This window comes from Yunchengibacter salinarum, assembly GCF_037658235.1.
Classification (GTDB): domain Bacteria; phylum Pseudomonadota; class Alphaproteobacteria; order Sphingomonadales; family Kordiimonadaceae; genus Yunchengibacter; species Yunchengibacter salinarum.
This window is the reverse complement of sequence record NZ_JBBJLN010000004.1, coordinates 290,800-308,955: the sequence shown is the minus strand read 5'-3', so window position 1 is coordinate 308,955 and position 18,156 is coordinate 290,800. Positions and strand designations below refer to the sequence as shown.

The window sequence follows — 18,156 nt, the reverse complement described above, 5'->3', positions numbered from 1 at the left end:
TCCGGGCAGGTCGTCCGCGGTACGCAGGCGGTGACATAACAGTGATGCTGGAAAAAATTGAGATGACGCCAGGTCATCTCCTTGAAGTCGTGGGCCTTGCAGGGCTGCCCGCATTCCGGGCACGGAAACAGGGCACCCCGACGAGCCCCGACACGCAGATGCAACTCATGGGGCTGCGTGTCGGTATCCAACTGCTGGTCCAGAAGCTCCCAGGGCTCCACCAGCCCCAGACCCAATGCAAAGATATCCTGACTGCCAGCCATCAGCGTCTCCCCCTGTTCCTGCGGTCCTGCAGGCCGCCGTGGCTGACGGGCTCCGCTACATGGGGGCTGCGCCCGCCAGCCACGGCTCCTGCTCGGTCAAAAACGGCGGCAAAGTGTGCCAGAAAACGTGCCAGACAGGCCCGCAGCGCGCTACCCCGGAATCCATTCGCAGCGTCGAGGAACCGATGAAGGCGCTGGCGCCACTGATCGAAACGCTGGAGGCGGACGTGATGGCCAGTTCGGTTCTGCATGCCGATGACACGCCCATCCGCGTGCTCAACCGGTCCAGCAGGAACAGAGCCCTTGGAAAGGCCGTGAAGCAGGGTCGTGTCTGGGCCTATGTCAGAGATCAACGACCCTGGTCTGGTGCCGCGCCGCCAGGCGTCGTTTATGCCTTCTCTCCCAATCGAAAGGGCGAGCACCCCCGCCGTCACCTCGCCAGATCGAGCGGCATTTTACAGGCTGACGCCTATGCCGGGTTCAGGGACCTGTATGCCCGTCGGGCGGATGGCGCGCAGCAGTTCCGCGAGGCCGCGTGTTGGGCGCATCTGAGGCGCGCCTTCCACGATGTATGGACCGCCAATAAGTCCACGATTGCCCGCGAGGCCCTCGACCGGATCGGGGCGCTGTATGATATCGAGCGCAAGATTGCGGGACAGCCCGCCGACATGCGGCTTGCGGCCCGCCAAAAATACAGCGCCGGGAAGGGGGCTGCGTTCAGGGCCTGGGCCGAAGAGCAACTGACCCGCGTTCCCGGCAAGAGCGACCTCGCCAAGGCGTTCCGCTATGCGCTCAACCGCTGGCCCGCTTTCACGCTGTTCCTTGAGGACGGGCGCGTTGCCATGGACAACAATGCGGCAGAGCGTGCCATGCGCCCGATCGGCGTCGGACGGAAGAACTGGCTCTTCGCCGGCGCCGACACCGGCGGCGAGACCCTGGCGCGGGCCATGACCCTGATCGAAACCGCCAAAATGAATGGTCTGGACCCCCAGGCCTACCTCGCCGACGTCCTGGACCGGATCCATGACCACAAGGTCAACCGCCTGCACGAACTGCTGCCGTGGAACTGGGCGCCTCTGCACGCCACAAAGCCGGAGACCGAAGCCGCATAAATGCGCAAGGCGGTCTAAACCGGGCGGTTACAAAAAATTTTTAGCATTATGAAGAATTGATATTAGATTCAAGCCATTTATATATGTGTTCTTTCGAGTACATGATCTTTTTTGCACTTAACTTAAAATATTTCGGCCCTTTATTTTGTTGGCGCCACCGAGCGAGCGTCACCACGCTTACTTGCAATATTGATGCCGCATTTTTTGGCGAAACTAATTCAACATTGAGATCAGTCATCAATCTTCCTCGTGTTGGCCGTTGATCTGTCACAAGGAAAAACATGATTCATTGCAACGTCAACTATAAAAAAATACCCATAATATGTCAAAAAATCTTTAAAAAAGAATTTTATAGAAATCAATAACTTGCTAGTAAAAAATACAAAATCGAAAAATATTTAGATTTTATTATCCGATTTGACAATCTGTCAAATTGACGAATCACCTTAATATAGATCGATGATATATTTTTTGCGGTTGATATTTCGGATACGATTATTTTTTGAATTTACTTTATTTGTATTGTCGACATTAGGATCATTCATCCAATGAACATCTTGCGACGGAAGAGGCTCGCCGCCATGAATGAACCGCAGGGGCGGGGTGCCGTGTCTTTCCTTGGCTCTCTGCTTACCTATTGCTTACCCAAAACAGCGCGCAATATTATTGCGCTAGGCGAAAAGCGTAACTATTTGATTTTAATAAGGAAATTGGTGCCGGCACGAGGATTCGAACCCCGGGCCTACTGATTACAAATCAGTTGCTCTACCAACTGAGCTATACCGGCTTTGTGTTGCGCGTTTTATCATATTTTGCCCGGCCCGCAAGGGTGTGGTGCTGATTTTGGTGGGGTTTTTGGAAATTGCGCAGATTGGTGGGCTGCGGGCCATATTCGGGATCGACAGGGGTTGGCTGTGTGGTTAAGTTGCGCGCGTTTTGCCGGTATTCGCTGATTGAATGGAGAGGTCGCAGCCATGCCCCCTTATCGTTCCAGAACCACCACCCATGGCCGGAATATGGCGGGGGCGCGGGCGCTATGGCGTGCCACGGGCATGACGGATGAGGACTTCGGCAAGCCTTTGATCGCTGTTGCCAACAGCTTTACCGAGTTTGTGCCCGGCCATGTGCACCTGCGGGACATGGGCCGCATGGTGGCCGAGGAAGTGGCGCGCGCGGGCGGTGTGGCGAAGGAGTTCAATACCATCGCGGTGGATGACGGCATCGCCATGGGCCATGATGGGATGCTTTATTCTCTGCCGAGCCGGGAGATCATAGCCGATAGCGTGGAATACATGGCCAACGCCCATTGCGCCGATGCGCTGGTCTGCATTTCCAACTGTGACAAGATCACGCCCGGCATGTTGATGGCGGCCATGAGGCTGGATATTCCGACCATTTTCGTATCCGGCGGTCCCATGGAGGCGGGGGAGGCCGATTATGACGGCCAAAGCCACAATCTGGACCTTGTGGATGCCATGGTGCAGGCGGCGGACCCCAATGTGTCGGACGAACAACTGGCGGTGGTGGAGCGATCCGCCTGTCCCACCTGCGGGTCTTGCAGCGGCATGTTCACCGCCAATTCCATGAACTGCCTGAACGAAGCGCTGGGGCTGGCGCTACCGGGCAATGGCACGCTGCTGGCCACCCATGGGGATCGCCGGGAGCTGTTCCTGACGGCTGCGCGGCGCATCGTAGCGCTGGCCCGGTCGCATTATGAAGGGGGCAACAGCCCCTCGACCCCGCGTGAGATCGCCACCAGGGCTGCATTTGAAAACGCCATGACGCTGGACATCGCCATGGGCGGGTCCACCAATACGGTTCTGCATATCCTGGCCGCTGCCCGCGAGGCGGGGGTGGATTTCACCATGGCCGATATCGATCGGCTGAGCCGGCATGTGCCCAATCTGTGCAAGGTGGCCCCGGCGACGGATCGCTACCATATACAGGATGTTCACCGGGCGGGCGGCATTTTCGCCCTGTTGGGGGAACTGGACCGGGCCGGTCTGATCAATCGGGAGGTGGGCACCGTGCATACACCCACCCTTGGGGAGGCGTTGGACGCTTTCGATGTGGCCCGCACTGATGATGCGGACATTCACCGTTTCTACCGGGCCGCACCGGGGCGTGTGCCCACCCAGCAGGCCTTTTCCCAGAACAAGCGGTATGACAGCCTAGACCTGGACCGGGAAGAGGGCTGCATCAGGGCGGCATCCCATGCCTATTCAGCCGATGGCGGCCTGGCGGTTCTGTTTGGCAATATCGCGGAAAATGGCTGCATCGTGAAAACCGCGGGCGTGGATGAAAGCATTCTGCGCTTCAGTGGCCCGGCGGTGGTGTTTGAAAGCCAGGATGCGGCGGTAGAAGGCATTCTGGGCGGTGCCGTGAAGGCGGGTGATGTGGTCATTATCCGCTATGAAGGGCCGCGCGGGGGGCCGGGTATGCAGGAAATGCTGTATCCCACCAGTTATCTGAAATCCATGGGGCTGGGGAAAGAGTGCGCATTGCTGACGGATGGGCGTTTTTCCGGTGGTACCAGCGGGCTTTCCATCGGTCATGCCAGCCCGGAAGCGGCTGCGGGGGGCGGCATCGCGCTGGTCCAGCCGGGGGACCGGGTGGTGATCGATATTCCGGCGCGCCGCATCGATCTGGACGTGGACGACGCGGAGCTGGAGCGGCGCCGCGCCGCGATGGAGGCGAAGGGCGAGGGCGCCTGGCAGCCGGAAGCACCGCGCCAGCGCAAGGTGACGGCGGCGCTGCGTGCCTATGCGGCGCTTACCACGTCCGCCGACAAGGGCGCCGTGCGGCAGGTGTGACGGTTCGCCTGCGTCAGGCCCGATCCAGTGCCAGGTCCGCGATGATCGGGGTGTGATCGCTGGCCTTTTGCTTGCCGCGAGGGGTGCGGTCCACCCGGCAGTCCACCAGATGATCGGCGGCTTCCGGGGACAGGAGCAGATGGTCGATCCGAATGCCATTGTCCTTCTGCCAGGCGCCGCCCTGATAGTCCCAGAAGGTGAAGGCGCGGCCTGAGGGCTGGCGCTGCCGCAGGGCATCCAGCCATCCCTGATTCAGCAGCGTGCGCAATCTGGCGCGGGATTCCGGCTGGAACAGGGCATCATTGGCCCAGGCGGGGGGATCATGACAGTCCTCGTTTGTGGGGATCACATTATAGTCACCCGCCAGCACCACAGGCTGTTCCGCGGCGAGCAGCGTTTCGCCATGGGCGATCAGCCGGTCCATCCAGTGCAGCTTGTAGGGGAATTTCTCGCTGTCCAGGGGGTTGCCATTGGGGGCATAGATGCTGGCAACCCTGACGCCGCCCGTGATGGCCTCGATATAGCGGGCCTGCGGATCGTCGGGGTCGGTGTGGTCCAGGGGGGGCAGCCCGCGCCGCACATCTTCCAGCGGCTGACGGCTTAACAGCGCCACGCCGTTGAAGGACTTTTGCCCATGGGTTTCCACGTGCCAGCCCCGATCCTCAAATTCCAGCCGGGGAAATGTATCGTCCATGGACTTGATTTCCTGAAGCGCGACCACGTCCGCCGCGCCGCTGTCCAGCCATTCCAGCAGACGCGGCAGGCGTGCCTTGATGCCATTGATGTTGAAAGAGGCGATTTTCACGAACCATTCCCCGAAGTGATGAAATCGCCCATATCACTGGCCGCCCGCCGTCCCCGCGTCAAGCTTTCCCGCACACAGGATCATCCGAAAGCACGCCCCGCCTATCGCACGGCTCCATCCCACGCCCCACTCACACCGGCCTCACCTTTATCGCCACAAGCGCGGACCCATCCGACGGGCGCGACTGCGCCCCGCCGCCTATGCGGCGCCCTCGCGGAGCGCGTGCGAAGCACGCTTGCGTGAGCGCAAAAATCTTCAAATACTAAAACTGGAGCCGCAGCCGCAGCTTGAGGCGGCATTGGGGTTGGTCACCTGAAAGCTGGCGCCCACCAGGTCTTCCACATAATCCACTTCGGCGCCTGACAGATAGAGCAGGGACATGCTGTCAACCAGCATGGTCACGCCGTCCCGCTCCACCTTGATATCGTCTTCAGCCGCTTCGGTGTCGAAGTCGAAGCCGTACTGGAAGCCGCTGCAACCGCCGCCGTCCACCTTGACGCGCAGCATCAGGCCGGGTTTGCCCTGTTGGCGGATCAGTTCGGCCACGCGCCGGGCCGCGCGGGCGCTCAGGCCCACGGGGGCTTCGGGTGCGCCCTTGCCTGCCCCGGCGGGGGAGGGGGCGTTCTGGTCTGTGTGATTGGCCGTCATGGCGTTCTCTCCGCAACTGGAATTCCGTGCACCTTAGATAGGGCTTTGAGGGGGCAAGGTCAAACGCCGGGCGGTTTCGCGTCTTGCCGCGCGGGGCCGGGTTGCCTAAGGTGCGCGGCCCGAATGCCGCTCCAAAGGAAGGGAGTTCAGAGCCCATGTCCACGCGCCCCGCCGAGCCCGGCCCGACCATTGCTCTTCCCTCATATGAGGACACGCTGGCCCCTTATGCCTGTCATCCCGCCGCCAGTCGCGGGCGTCTTTACAAGGAGCCGGAAAGCCCTAGCCGCAGCGCCTTTCAGCGGGACAGGGACCGGGTGATTCATTCCAGCGGGTTTCGTCGCCTGAAGCACAAGACCCAGGTGTTCGTTTATCATGAAGGCGATCATTACCGCACCCGGCTTACCCATTCGCTGGAAGTGGCGCAGATTGCCCGTTCCGTATGCCGCTTGCTGCATCTGAATGAAGACCTGGGGGAAGCGCTGGCGCTGGCGCATGATCTGGGTCATCCGCCCTTTGGCCATGCGGGGGAAGGGGAACTGGATGCCTGCATGGCCGAGTATGGCGGCTTTGACCACAACGCCCAGGCCATCCGCTTGGTAACCCGGCTGGAACGTCGCTACGCACAGTTTCAGGGCATGAACCTGACCTGGGAAACCCTGGAAGGGCTGGCCAAGCATAACGGCCCGCTGGTGAACGCCGCCATTGATCCGAAGAACCCGCCGCAGGACCTGCCCTTTGGCCTTCGCGATTATCTGCCGGATCATGATCTTGAACTGCACAGCTTTGCCAGCGCGGAAGCGCAGGTGGCCGCGCTGAGCGACGACATCGCCTATTCCGGTCATGATCTGGATGACGGGCTGAGGGCAGGGCTGTTCACGCTGGACGAACTGAAGGAAATCGGTTTCGTGTCGCAACTGATCGACGAAGTGCGCTGGACCTGGCCGGACGCTTCGTTCGAAGCCACCATTCATGAGCTGGTCCGCCGCCTGATCTCGCGCCTGGTGAATGATCTGGTGATGGAGACGGATGGCCGGATCAAGGCGCTGAACCCGGACAGTCCCGACGCGATCCGCGCCCATGATGCGCCGGTGGTGGCCTTCAGCGATGATGCGGCGGCGGCGGTCAAGGCACTGAAGGCATTTCTGTTCGAGCGCATGTACCGGCATTATCTGGTCAACCGCACCACATCAAAGGCGAAAAGGGTGGTCAGGGACCTGTTCTCTTTGTATATCTCCGAGCCTGATGTGCTCCCTACCGAATGGGGGCAGGCCGCGGGTGCCCCCGCAAGCTGGGAAACGGCCCGCGTGGTGGCGGATTTCATCGCCGGCATGACAGATCGGTTCGCTTTCCGGGAACACCGCAAACTGTTTGACCTGAATAGCGTGAGCTTATGAATATTTTTGATCATTTCACGGCGCGCATTGCCGATGTGCTGGCGGCGCTGGGCCGCGAGGGCGCCCTTCCGCAGGAACTGGATCTTGGTTCGGTGACGGTGGAGCCGCCGCGTGACCCCGCCCATGGCGATATCGCCACCAATGCCGCCATGGTGCTGGCGAAGCAGGCCCGCATGAAGCCCCGTGCCATCGCGGACATGATGGCGCCCCGGCTGGAAGCGCTGGATGGTGTCGCCAGCGTGGAGGTGGCGGGGCCCGGCTTCATCAATCTGCGCCTGACGGCTGCCTTTCTTCAGGCCCGCATACCGGAAGTGCTGCGCGCCGGCACCGCCTTTGGCGACAGTGATATGGGCGGGAACAGCGCGGTCAATGTGGAATATGTGTCCGCCAACCCCACGGGGCCCTTGCATGTGGGCCATGTGCGGGGTGCGGTGTTCGGCGATGCGCTGGCCAATCTGCTGGCCAAGACCGGCCATTCGGTCACCAAGGAATATTATATCAATGACGCGGGCAGCCAGATCGATACGCTGACCCGATCCTTCCATCTGCGTGTTCTGGAGGCGCTGGGCCAGCGTGATCCCGATGCGGGCATCCCCGAAGGGCTTTATCCCGGCGAATACCTGAAAACCGCAGCTCAGGCGGCGGTGGCGGACGGCACCGTGACCGCCGCCATGGTGGCGGCGGATGAAGCCGCCGTGCTTACGGCGCTGCGCCCGGTGGTGCTGGCGCAGATGATGGACCTGATCCGTGCGGATCTGGCGGCGCTCGGCGTGCGCCACGACGTGTTCACTTCCGAGAAGGATCTGCACGACAGCGGCATCATCCCCGATGTGCTGGAGCATCTGGAGGCGCGCGGCCACATTTATCAGGGAGTGCTGGAGCCGCCCAAGGGCAAGAAGCCGGAAGACTGGGAACCGCGGGAACAGACCCTGTTCCGCACCACCCATTTCGGTGACGACAGCGATCGGCCCTTGCGCAAGTCCACCGGTGACTTCACCTATTTCGCCGCCGACATCGCCTATCATCATGACAAGATCAGGCGCGGTTTCAAGACCATGATCGACGTGCTGGGCGCCGACCATGGCGGCTATGTGAAGCGCATGAAGGCGGCGGTCAAGGCTCTGGACGACGATGCGAACCTTGATGTGAAGCTGTGCCAGCTCGTGCATCTCTATGATGGCGGGGAGCCGGTGAAAATGTCCAAGCGGGCCGGAACCTTTGTCACGCTCAAGGATGTGGTGGACACGGTGGGCGCCGATGTGACCCGCTTCATCATGCTGACCCGCAAGAATGACGCGCCGCTGGATTTCGATTTCGCCAAGGTGAAGGATCAAAGCAAGGACAACCCGGTCTTTTACGTGCAATATGCCCATGCCCGTGTGCATAGTGTGCTGGCGCGGGTGCGGGAAACGCACCCCGATCTGGATGTGGATGATGAGGCCCTGGCCGGTGCGGATATGAGCCTGCTGGCGGACCCGGCGGAGGTGGCGATGATCCGCCGTGTGCTGGAATGGCCCCGGCAGGTGGCCGCCGCGGCGGAAGCCCATGAACCACACCGGCTGGCATTTTTCCTTTATGAGCTTGCCAGTGAGTTGCATAGTTTCTGGAACAAGGGCAATGACGCGCCGGAGCTGCGCTTCGTGCAGGCCGATAATGCGGCACTCACCGCGGCGCGGCTGGCCATGATCCGGTCGGTGGCGTTGGTGATCGCCAGCGGGCTTGAGGTCATGGGCGTTACCCCGGTCGAGGAATTGCGGTAGGACGGCGGAAACCCATGAGCGAGACCGACAGGAACAATTCCGATAGCCCCCCGGATCGGGAAACGCCCCCCTGGCTGCAACCCGTGCCGGAGGAGGAGTTGCAGGCCGACACCGACCTGTTCAAGGGGCGCGGGCCGCTTTTGGCGGCCAGTGGCGCCGCCCTTGCGCTGGTGGGGCTTTTGGTGGCCGCCATGCTGTATCTGTATATGGATGACGCGCAGGACGGCCCGCCTATCCGGGTCGCCGCGCCGGATGGCCCGGTGAAGGAACGACCCGAAGAGCGCGGCGGCATGGATGTGGCGAACCGGGACAAGAAGGTTTTCGATCGCGCCCAGGGCCGCGATCCGGCTTCGGAAAGCGCGGCGACTCTGGCGCCGGAGGCGGAGGAGCCCGTAGAGTCCCTGCCTGAGGCGCAAAGCGCCCCTGATAACACCCCTGAGAGCGCCCCGGAAGGGGAGGCGGAGAGCGCCGCACCGGCTGAAAGCACGCCGGAGCAAGATGAAGCCGCGCCCGATAGCGCCGTGCAGGGGCAGGCGGACAGCCGGTCCCGGCTGGATGGCATCCGCCAGACGGTCGAGGAAAAGCAGGCGGGCGGCGAGACCATGACCGGCGCATCCAACGATGTGGCGGATCGCGCCCCCACACCGGCCAGAAAGCCGGAGGCCCCGGATGATGAAGATGACGGCGCGGCGGGCACGGAAAAAGACGACGCCCCGGCACTTGCCGTTGACCGTTTCCGCGTTCAACTGGGCGCCTATTCCCGGCGGGAAACGGCGGACAATGCCTGGGCCGAGGCGCAAAGGCGCTTCCCGGACGCGCTGAAAGGTCTGAACCATGCGGTGGAATCGGTGCAAAGCGGTGGCAGGACACTGTTCCGCCTGCGCGCCGGGCCGCTTGAGGATCGTACCGCGGCGGATCAGCTTTGCGTGGCACTGAGGGCCGGACAGCAGGCCTGTATCGTGGTCGGCCCGTCCTGATCCGGGACGGGTGAGGGAGGCGGCATTGTGATTCCGGTCCTTTATTCCCTGAGTGGCCCGCGCCTGAGCGATGCGGAGGCGGCTTTTTTCCGTTCCGTGCGCCCGGCTGGCTTCATCCTGTTCCGTCGCAATGTGGGCACGGGCGATGAATTGCGCGCATTGACCGACTCCCTGAAAGACCTGATGGGGCGGCGCGATATACCCATTTTGATCGATCAGGAAGGTGGCCGGGTGCAGCGCATGGCGCCGCCCCACTGGCCGGCCTATCCCGCCATGGGATTGTTCGGCGCGGTGGACCGGTATGATCCCGCGCTGGCCCGCCGCGCCCTTGGCCTGACCGTGGCGGCGCTTGCCGAGGATCTGCGCAGGGCCGGGATCACGGTGAACTGTCTGCCATTGCTGGATGTGGTGCACCCCGGCGCCGACAATGTGATCGGCGACCGGGCGTTTGGCGATGACCCGGATCGGGTGGCGCGTCTTGGCCGGGTGGTGGTGGATGCGCTTCTGGCGGGCGGGGTGTTGCCCGTGGTCAAGCATGTGCCCGGCCATGGTCGGGCCACGCTGGACAGCCATGAGAGCCTGCCGGTGGTCACAGCCCCTGAATCCAGCCTGAAAGCGGTGGATTTCCGGCCGTTTCGGGCATTGGGGGACGCGCCCTTTGCCATGACGGCGCATGTGGCCTATACCGCGTTGGACGGGCGGCGGCCCGCCACGCTGTCCCGCGCCATTATTGGCCGGGTGATCCGCATGTGGATGGGGTTCGGCGGCCTGCTGATGAGCGATGACCTGTCCATGAAGGCACTGACCGGGCCGATGGGCGCGCGGGCCGTGGCCGCGCTGGCGGCGGGCTGCGATCTGGCGCTTCACTGCAATGGGGACATGGCGGAAATGGAAGCGATCGCCGCCGCCGTGCCGGAGGCGCCGGCGAGCCTGGGCCGCGCGCTTGATGGCGCCATGGCGCGGGCCCGGACCCCGGCGGCGCCGGTGGATCGCGCGGCGCTGGATGCGGCCCTTGAAGCCTGTCACGGCCTGCTCGCGGAAAAGGAAACCTGATGCCCAGCCTGTCCGAAAGCCTGACCCTGCTCAGCGTGATGGCCCTGCCGTTCATGTTCGCCGTCACCCTGCACGAGGCTGGCCACGCCTATGCCGCCAATGCGCTGGGGGACATCACGCCCAAATCGCAGGGGCGGCTGAGCCTCAACCCCTTCCGGCATTTCGATCCGGTGGGCACGGTGCTGATTCCCATGGCGGCGGTGCTGTTCGCCATGCCTTTCCTGATCGGCTATGCCAAGCCGGTGATGATCCGGCCCGAGCATTTCAAGAACAAGCGCCGGGACATGATCGCCGTGGCGCTGGCCGGGCCCCTGATGAACCTGTTGCTGGCCGTGGCCTTTGCCTATGCCATACGCTTTGCCCTGTGGGGCGGGGCCGCCGGTGACGGATGGCTGGTGACCACGGCGGTTTACGGGGTATTCATGAACTGCCTGTTCATGGTCTTCAATCTGCTGCCCATCCCGCCGCTGGATGGGTCCGGCGTGGTGGCGGAATTTTTGCCCGAACCGGCGCGCAGCCGCTATCTTTCGGTGGCGCCGTTCGGTTTTTTCATCCTGATCGGCCTGATCCTGCTGGCAAAGGAAGTGGTGCTGGGGCCCACGCTGTTCTTCTTTGAAACCATCAATGCCCTGGTGGGGGTGCCGGTTTGAGCGATACACGCGAACAGGACGATCCCGACATCGACCAGGCCGGTTTCTGGGAGGCGGGGATGGAAGCGCCGGAGGCGCCGCCCCCCTATGACCCGGAACGGCTGGTGCTGGACCTGGACGGCTTCGAGGGGCCGCTGGACCTGCTGCTGACGCTGGCGCGCAGCCAGAAGGTGGATCTGACGCGCATTTCCATTCTGGCGCTGGTGGAACAGTATCTGGATTTCATCAATACCGCCCGGCGCCTGAAGCTGGAACTGGCCGCCGATTATCTGGTGATGGCCGCCTGGCTGGCCTTTTTGAAATCCCGCCTGCTGCTGCCGAAGGAAGACACCGAGGAGGAGCCAAGCGCGGAAGACCTGGCACTGCGCCTGCAATTGCGCCTGCAACGGCTGGAAGCCATGCGCGATGTGGGCGCCCGGTTGATGGCGCGTGCCCGGCTGGGACGGGATGTGTTCATGCGCGGCGCCCCGGAGGGGTTGGAGGATGACCGGCGCGGCATTTATGATCTGTCGCTGTATGAATTGCTGCGGGCTTATGGCGACCATCAGATCCGCCATCAGGGCGGTTCGCTCAGGATCGAGCGGCGCCCCGTCTATGCCATGGAAGACGCGCTGGAGCGCCTGCGCGACCTGATCGGGGACCGTTATAGCTGGTCGGACCTGATGAGTTTCCTGCCCCCCGTGGGCGATGATCCGCGAATGCGCCGCTCGGCGCTGGCGAGCCTGTTTGCCGCCAGCCTGGAGCTGACCCGGCAGGGCAAGGCGGTTCTGAACCAGACGGAGACCTATGGGCCGCTATATCTGCGGGCCCGCGATGCCGTGGAGGCGCCGTCCCCCCGGCAGGAGGATGACACATGACCGACAGCAGCGACCGACTTGACCTGGACGTTCCCGGCCCGGAAACCAGCCGGGAACGCTGGTTTGAGGCCCGGCGCATGGTGGAGGCCATTCTGTTCGCCACCGACCGCCCCCTCAGCCTGCCGGAAATCGCCGCGCGCCTGCCGGGCGGGGTGGATGTGCAGGCGCTGGTGGATTCGGTGCGGGCGGACCATGAAGGCCGCGGATTTGAACTGGCACAGGCGGGGGGCAAGTGGTTTTTCCGCACCGCCGAGGACATGGGCTTTCTTCTGCGCCAGACGGTGGAGGAGCCGCGCAGGCTGTCGCGCGCGGCGGTGGAGACGCTGGCGATCATTGCCTATCATCAGCCTGTCACCCGTGCGGAGATCGAACAGATACGCGGCGTGACCACCAGCAAGGGCAGCCTGGACGTGCTGATGGAAGCGGGCTGGCTGCGCCCGCGCGGGCGCCGGAAAACGCCGGGTCGGCCCATGACATTCGGCACCACGGATGCTTTTCTGGCGCATTTCTCGCTGAATGACATCAACGACCTGCCGGGGCTGGAAGACCTGCGCGCCGCTGGTCTGCTGGAAAGTGTGGAGGACGCCCTGACCGCCATTGGCGGGGCGGCGGCGGGCAGTGACAGTCGCCAGATCGACCTTGAAGAAGCGATCATGGACACCACACGCGCCGCCGGGGATGCGCGCCGGGCGCAGGAGACCGTGCGCGATCCGGTGAATGACCCGGTGGGTGAGGATGAACTGGAATTCCGCCACGGTGGCAATGAAGACGGCTGACCCGGCAAACCGTGCCAAAAGGGGGCTGTTGCAAGCCGCCGCGCCGTGCTACATCGCCGTGGAGGGCCGCCGTGAACGGCCCGCTAGATGACAAGGAGAGCGCGCCATGTTTCCGAGCTGGATACAGTTGGCCATTGTGGCCCTGCTGGTGATTCTGCTGTTCGGTCGGGGCAAGATTTCCAGCCTGATGGGTGATGTGGCCAAGGGCATTACCAGCTTCAAGAAGGGGCTGAGGGACGACGGTGATGATGACACGTCGGCCAATCAGGACGGCACGGGGACGCCCAGAGCCATCGACTCCCACGGGACCATTGAGGGGGAGGCCGTGAAGGCCCCGAAAAAAGACCCTGAAAAAGCCTCTGAAAAAACCGGGGCCAACGGCGACGGGAAATCCTGATAACCGGCTTTCGGCGCTCGCGGGCGCCGTTGCAGCCAGCCCCGGCGGCATATCATGTTTGATCTCGGCACAATGGAATTGCTGGTGGTGGCGGTGCTGGCCCTGGTGGTGGTGGGGCCAAAGGAACTGCCGCGACTGCTGCGCGCGGCGGGCGGCCTGATGCGCAAGGGGCGCCGGTTGACGGCGGATTTTCGCCGGGCGCTGGATGATCTGGCCGACGAGGTGGAGCGGGAAGCCGACCCCTTCCGCGAAGAGCGGGACCGGGAAGGCTTGAAGCCCGGCATGGACCCTTTCGAGATCACCGAGCACATCATGTCCCGCAAGGAAGGCCGCAACGGCGACGTGCCGGTGGGCGCCAATGATGACGGCGTGGTGCTGGCCAATGAGGATGGCTCCCCCGGCGGCACGGATGGCGATGGCGGGGAGGGCCGCTCATGACCGGTGGCCCGATGAAATTTTCTTCCGGGAATGACGACATGCCGTCAGGGCCGGACTTCCTGCCGGACGATGAGGGCGGAATCGAGGCGAGCCGCGCGCCGCTGCTCAGCCATCTGGTGGAGCTGCGCACGCGGTTGATCCGGGTATTGATCGGCATGGGCATCGCCTTTGTGATCGCTTTCGGCTTTGCCAGTGAACTGTTCCAGATTCTCGCCCGGCCCTATGTGGCCGTGCACCCGGACCCGGAGTCGGTGCGGATGATTTTCACCGGCCTGATGGAAAAATTCGTCGTGAATCTGAAGGTGGCGCTTTATGCCGCATTTATGGTCACGTTTCCGCTGCTGGCCACCCAGATATGGAAATTCGTGGCGCCGGGGCTCTATTCCCACGAGAAAAAGGCGTTTCGCCCCTTTCTGGTGGCGACACCGGTGTTGTTTGCGTCCGGCGCGGCGCTGGCCTATTTCGTGGTCATCCCCTGGGCGTGGGAATTTCTGCTGAGCTTCGAGGAGTCCGGCGCGGGCGGTGGCGTGCGTGTTGAAGCGGAAGCGCGGGTCAGCGAATATCTGGGGCTGATCATGCAGATGGTGTTCGCTTTCGGACTCGCCTTTCTGATGCCGGTGGCGCTGACCCTGATGGGGCGTGCCGGTCTTGTGACGGCGCAGGGGCTCAGGGAAAAGCGGCGTTATGCCATTGTGGTTACCTTTCTGATGGCCGCGCTGCTGACCCCGCCTGACCCGGTGAGCCAGATCGCCCTTGGCATCCCGGTGCTGCTCTTGTATGAGCTGTCCATCTTTCTGATTGCGGCCCATGAGCGCCGCAGCGCCGCCCGCGAGAATGCGGACAGCGCCTGACATCGTTCAGATCCGTGATCCTGCCAGTGGTATGAGGCCCTGATGTTTGACCTGAAAGCCGTTCGTGACAATCCCGAAGCCTTTGACACGGCCCTTGAGCGCCGGGGTGCGGCACCCGCTGCCCAGACCCTGCTGTCGCTGGACCGGGAGCGCCGCGCCCTGATGACCGAACAACAGGAAGCGCAGGCTCGCCGCAACGAAGCCTCCAAGGCCATCGGAAAGGCCAAGGCCAGCGGGGATGAGGCCGGCGCCCAGGCCCTGATCGAGGAAGTGTCGACCCTGAAAAAACGGCTGTCGGAGATTGACGGTCAGGTGGCCCGTTTGGATGAGGATCTGTCCGCCCGGCTGCTGGCGCTGCCCAACTGGATCGCGGACGACGTGCCGGACGGCGCCGATGAGGACGATAATGAGGAAGTGCGCGGCTGGGGAGAGCCGCCCGCCTTCGATTTCGAGCCGCAAGAGCATTTCGCCCTGGGCGAGGCGCTGGGCCATATGGATTTTGACCGGGCGGCGAAGCTGTCGGGCTCCCGCTTTGTGGTGCTTACCGGCCCGCTCGCCCGGCTGGAACGGGCCATCGGCCAGTTCATGCTGGACCTGCAACTGTCCGAAAACGGCTATGAGGAAGTGCAGACACCGGTTCTGGTGCGGGACGATCCCTTGATCGGCACCGGCCAGTTGCCCAAATTCACCGATGATCTGTACCGCACGGAGGAGGGCCAATGGCTGATCCCCACGGCGGAAGTGACGCTGACCAATCTCCATGCGGGGGAAATCGTACCGGAGGAGGCCCTGCCCAGGCGCTTTACCGCGCTGACGCCCTGTTTCCGGTCTGAGGCGGGGGCCGCTGGCCGGGATACGCGCGGCATGATCCGCCAACATCAGTTTTCCAAGGTGGAGCTTGTCTCTCTTACCACGCCGGAAGACGGCGAAGCGGAACTGGAGCGCAAGACGGCGGCGGCGGAATCCGTGCTGCAAAAGCTGGGGCTGCCCTATCGGGTGGTCAAGCTGTGCGCCGGGGATATCGGCTTTGCCGCGCGCCGCACCTATGATCTTGAGGTCTGGTTGCCGGGTCAGGGCCGCTACCGGGAGATTTCGAGCTGTTCCTGGTGTGGTGACTTTCAGGCCCGCCGGATGAATCTGCGTACCCGCCCGAAAGGCGAGAAAAAGACCCGCTTCGTGCATACGCTGAACGGCTCCGGCCTGGCGGTGGGGCGCACGCTCATCGCGGTGATGGAAAACTATCAGACCAATGATGGCCGGGTTCGCGTGCCTGAGGCGCTCCGCCCCTATATGGGCGGAATCGAGATGATCGGCTGACCGGTCGCCAGCCGCTTTTGCCACCCGTGCCCTTTGCTTCTCCTGCTGGACGAAAGGACTGACATGTCAGTGTCTCCCAAGCGTATTCTTGTGTGTAACGATGACGGGATCAACGCGCCCGGCATCGCATTGCTGGAAAAGATCGCCCGGCGGTTCAGCGATGATGTGTGGATCATCGCCCCGGAAAGCGAGCAGTCGGGCGCGGGCCATTCGCTGACCCTGACCCACCCGCTGCGCATCCGTGAAGTGGCGGCCAAGCGCTGGGCGGTGCAGGGTACCCCGACCGACTGTATCATGATGGCGGTAGGCAAGATCATGAAGGACTGCCCGCCGACCCTGGTGCTGTCCGGCATCAATCGCGGCGGCAATCTGGGCGAGGATATCACCTATTCGGGCACGGTGAGCGTGGCCATGGAGGCCACCTTGGCGGGTATTCCGGCCATTGCGCTGAGCCAGTGCATCCGGCCCGGTCAGAAGACCCGCTGGGAAACGGCGGAAACCATGGCGCCAAAGGTCATTCAGTCGCTGATCGAGGCGCACTGGGACGAGGGCGTGCTGATGAATGTGAATTTCCCCGCCTTTCCGCCCGAAGAGGTGGCCGGCATCCAGGTGACGGAGCAGGGGCGCCGGGAGATCAATTCCAACAATATCGAGGAGCGCACGGACCCGCGGGGCTTCACCTATTACTGGTTCGGGCTGGGGCGCGAAGTAGGAATGCCCGGCCATGAGACGGACCTGAAAGCAGCCCGCGAAAAGCGGATTTCCGTAACGCCGCTGCATATGGACCTGACCCACCATCAGACCCGCCGCGCCCTGGCGGAGCATCTGGCGAACGATCCCGCGCTGCGGGACTGACGGAGCGCGCTCGCGGGCGCTTGCCCGTGGGCCTGCGGGCCGCTATCAATGGGCCATGATGCGTGCGCCCGTCCAGATGGTCGGTGCCGGGCACCCCAAGCCCGGTCGGCCCAAGCGACCCTCGGCCTTGCCGGGGGGGCTGCTGGCATTGGCGGCGGCCCTGATGCTGGCCGCATGTGGTGGCGGCCCCATCAATCCGGCGGATATCCAGCCGGTCCATCAGGTGCGCAACTCCCCCATTCCCGTGCCCTTTCCGAAGTGGAAGCCAAGCCGTTCCCGCGCTCAGGCCAGCGCCCGCGCCAGTAGTGGCGGCGCGATCAAGGTGGAAAAGGGCGATACGCTTTATGGTCTGTCGCGGCAGTATGGCGTGTCGCTGCAACGGCTGATCCGGGCCAATGATCTGTCGCCGCCCTACACATTGATGGTGGGGGACCGCCTGAGCCTGCCCACCGCCAAGGTGCATGTGGTGAAAAAGGGGGAAACAGGCTATTCCATTTCCCGGCGCTATGACGTGACCGTGTCCGAACTGATGCAGGAAAACGGTATCGGCCCGCCTTATACGCTGGAAATCGGCCAGAAGCTGCGCCTACCTGGCGGTGCGCGTTCACAGGTGGCGGACAGCGGCAGCGCCGCGCGCAGCAAGTCGAGCGCCACCAGCCGACGCACCGCACAGCGAACACAGAAGAAATCCACGCCCAAGCCGCCGCCGCGCACCGGCAGCCGCTTTGCCTGGCCGGTCAAGGGGGCGGTGGCCTCGCGCTATGGGCCGAAAAAGGGCGGGCGCCATAATGACGGCATCAATATTCTGGCGGATCGCGGTGCCCCGGTGCGTGCCGCAGAGGCGGGCGTGGTGGTCTATGCCTCCGATGCGCTCAAGGGATATGGCAATCTGCTGCTGATCAAGCACAGCGGCGGCTGGATCACTGCCTATGCCCATAATGAGCGCCTGCTGGTAAGGGAAGGGCAGACCGTGAAGAAAGGCGAGCCGGTGGCGCGCGTGGGGGATACCGGCGGCGTTTCCCGCCCGCAGCTTCATTTCGAAATCCGCAAGGGCCGACAGGCGCTGGACCCCTTGCGCCATCTGGGCCGCCAGACGGCGCAGCGGTGATGGCGGGCAGGCTTTTGTCGGTGCGTGGGGCCGGTGGGGGTTGCATCGGAATGTGACAGTCCCCATCTGATCGTTCTTGAAG

18 protein-coding genes, 1 tRNA gene and 1 pseudogene are annotated in these 18,156 nt (G+C 63.4%); 15 read left to right on the top strand and 5 right to left on the bottom strand.

The genetic code is table 11. The annotated features are described in order from the left end of the window. A partial coding sequence (locus tag WGH93_RS06410) for a transposase family protein (protein WP_374764033.1) occupies positions 1-263 on the bottom strand: 263 nt, incomplete at its 3' end. Between the two features lie 185 nt (positions 264-448). On the opposite strand from WGH93_RS06410, the pseudogene tnpC reads away from it, so the two are divergent. After that, a pseudogene (tnpC, locus tag WGH93_RS06405) lies at positions 449-1,375 on the top strand (IS66 family transposase); the annotation flags it as partial. A 46-nt stretch (positions 1,376-1,421) separates the two neighbouring features. Here tnpC and WGH93_RS06400 read toward each other — a convergent pair. Further along, positions 1,422-1,613, bottom strand: coding sequence for a helix-turn-helix transcriptional regulator (locus tag WGH93_RS06400; RefSeq protein ID WP_374764031.1), 192 nt, complete (start codon positions 1,611-1,613; stop codon positions 1,422-1,424). Between the two features lie 473 nt (positions 1,614-2,086). Beyond that, positions 2,087-2,162 (bottom strand) — tRNA-Thr (locus WGH93_RS06395). Between the two features lie 187 nt (positions 2,163-2,349). Between WGH93_RS06395 and ilvD the strand changes: the two genes are divergently transcribed. Then, positions 2,350-4,188 (top strand): dihydroxy-acid dehydratase, encoded by a 1,839-nt coding sequence (gene ilvD / locus WGH93_RS06390; RefSeq protein ID WP_374764030.1) that lies wholly within the window; start codon positions 2,350-2,352, stop codon positions 4,186-4,188. Between the two features lie 13 nt (positions 4,189-4,201). Here ilvD and xth read toward each other — a convergent pair whose 3' ends face one another. After that, positions 4,202-4,993, bottom strand: a complete 792-nt coding sequence (xth, locus tag WGH93_RS06385; RefSeq protein WP_374764029.1) for an exodeoxyribonuclease III — start codon at positions 4,991-4,993, stop codon at positions 4,202-4,204. A gap of 255 nt (positions 4,994-5,248) precedes the next feature. After that, positions 5,249-5,641 (bottom strand): iron-sulfur cluster insertion protein ErpA, encoded by a 393-nt coding sequence (gene erpA / locus WGH93_RS06380; protein ID WP_374764028.1) that lies wholly within the window; start codon positions 5,639-5,641, stop codon positions 5,249-5,251. 155 nt (positions 5,642-5,796) lie between these two features. Here erpA and WGH93_RS06375 point away from each other — a divergent pair, with 155 nt between their 5' ends. The 13 genes from WGH93_RS06375 (at position 5,797) to WGH93_RS06315 (ending at position 18,074) form a co-directional block, all read left to right on the top strand. Further along, on the top strand, positions 5,797-7,035 hold the full coding sequence (locus WGH93_RS06375) for a deoxyguanosinetriphosphate triphosphohydrolase (protein ID WP_374764027.1): 1,239 nt from the start codon (positions 5,797-5,799) through the stop codon (positions 7,033-7,035). Continuing rightward, positions 7,032-8,795, top strand: coding sequence for an arginine--tRNA ligase (gene argS, locus WGH93_RS06370; RefSeq protein WP_374764026.1), 1,764 nt, complete (start codon positions 7,032-7,034; stop codon positions 8,793-8,795). Before WGH93_RS06375 ends, argS begins: the two co-directional genes overlap by 4 nt. Before the next feature lie 14 nt (positions 8,796-8,809). After that, positions 8,810-9,772 carry an SPOR domain-containing protein gene (locus WGH93_RS06365; protein ID WP_374764025.1) on the top strand — a complete coding sequence of 321 codons (963 nt, stop codon included), beginning with the start codon at positions 8,810-8,812 and terminating at the stop codon, positions 9,770-9,772. A 27-nt stretch (positions 9,773-9,799) separates the two neighbouring features. Further along, complete coding sequence (nagZ, locus tag WGH93_RS06360; RefSeq protein WP_374764024.1) at positions 9,800-10,825, top strand: beta-N-acetylhexosaminidase; 1,026 nt, start codon at positions 9,800-9,802, stop codon at positions 10,823-10,825. Beyond that, complete coding sequence (locus tag WGH93_RS06355; RefSeq protein ID WP_374764023.1) at positions 10,825-11,475, top strand: site-2 protease family protein; 651 nt, start codon at positions 10,825-10,827, stop codon at positions 11,473-11,475. The genes nagZ and WGH93_RS06355 overlap by 1 nt, the downstream gene beginning before the upstream one ends. Positions 11,476-11,534: 59 nt before the next feature. Further along, positions 11,535-12,332 (top strand): segregation and condensation protein A, encoded by a 798-nt coding sequence (locus WGH93_RS06350; RefSeq protein WP_374764040.1) that lies wholly within the window; start codon positions 11,535-11,537, stop codon positions 12,330-12,332. After that, positions 12,329-13,108 carry an SMC-Scp complex subunit ScpB gene (scpB, locus tag WGH93_RS06345; protein WP_374764022.1) on the top strand — a complete coding sequence of 260 codons (780 nt, stop codon included), beginning with the start codon at positions 12,329-12,331 and terminating at the stop codon, positions 13,106-13,108. The genes WGH93_RS06350 and scpB overlap by 4 nt, the downstream gene beginning before the upstream one ends. Before the next feature lie 106 nt (positions 13,109-13,214). After that, entirely contained in the window at positions 13,215-13,505 is a 291-nt protein-coding gene (gene tatA, locus WGH93_RS06340; RefSeq protein WP_374764021.1) for a twin-arginine translocase TatA/TatE family subunit, read from the top strand. Between the two features lie 54 nt (positions 13,506-13,559). Then, positions 13,560-13,943 carry a Sec-independent protein translocase protein TatB gene (gene tatB / locus WGH93_RS06335; RefSeq protein WP_374764020.1) on the top strand — a complete coding sequence of 128 codons (384 nt, stop codon included), beginning with the start codon at positions 13,560-13,562 and terminating at the stop codon, positions 13,941-13,943. An 11-nt stretch (positions 13,944-13,954) separates the two neighbouring features. After that, on the top strand, positions 13,955-14,794 hold the full coding sequence (gene tatC, locus WGH93_RS06330) for a twin-arginine translocase subunit TatC (protein ID WP_374764019.1): 840 nt from the start codon (positions 13,955-13,957) through the stop codon (positions 14,792-14,794). Positions 14,795-14,836: 42 nt separating this feature from the next. After that, positions 14,837-16,111 (top strand): serine--tRNA ligase, encoded by a 1,275-nt coding sequence (gene serS, locus WGH93_RS06325; protein ID WP_374764018.1) that lies wholly within the window; start codon positions 14,837-14,839, stop codon positions 16,109-16,111. A 63-nt stretch (positions 16,112-16,174) separates the two neighbouring features. Further along, the gene (surE, locus tag WGH93_RS06320) at positions 16,175-16,966 is read left to right on the top strand and encodes a 5'/3'-nucleotidase SurE (RefSeq protein WP_374764017.1); all 792 of its coding nucleotides are present in this window, start codon (positions 16,175-16,177) and stop codon (positions 16,964-16,966) included. A 58-nt stretch (positions 16,967-17,024) separates the two neighbouring features. Next, positions 17,025-18,074: a peptidoglycan DD-metalloendopeptidase family protein gene (locus tag WGH93_RS06315; protein ID WP_374764016.1), complete on the top strand. Its 1,050-nt coding sequence runs from the start codon at positions 17,025-17,027 to the stop codon at positions 18,072-18,074. Positions 18,075-18,156 lie beyond the last annotated feature (82 nt).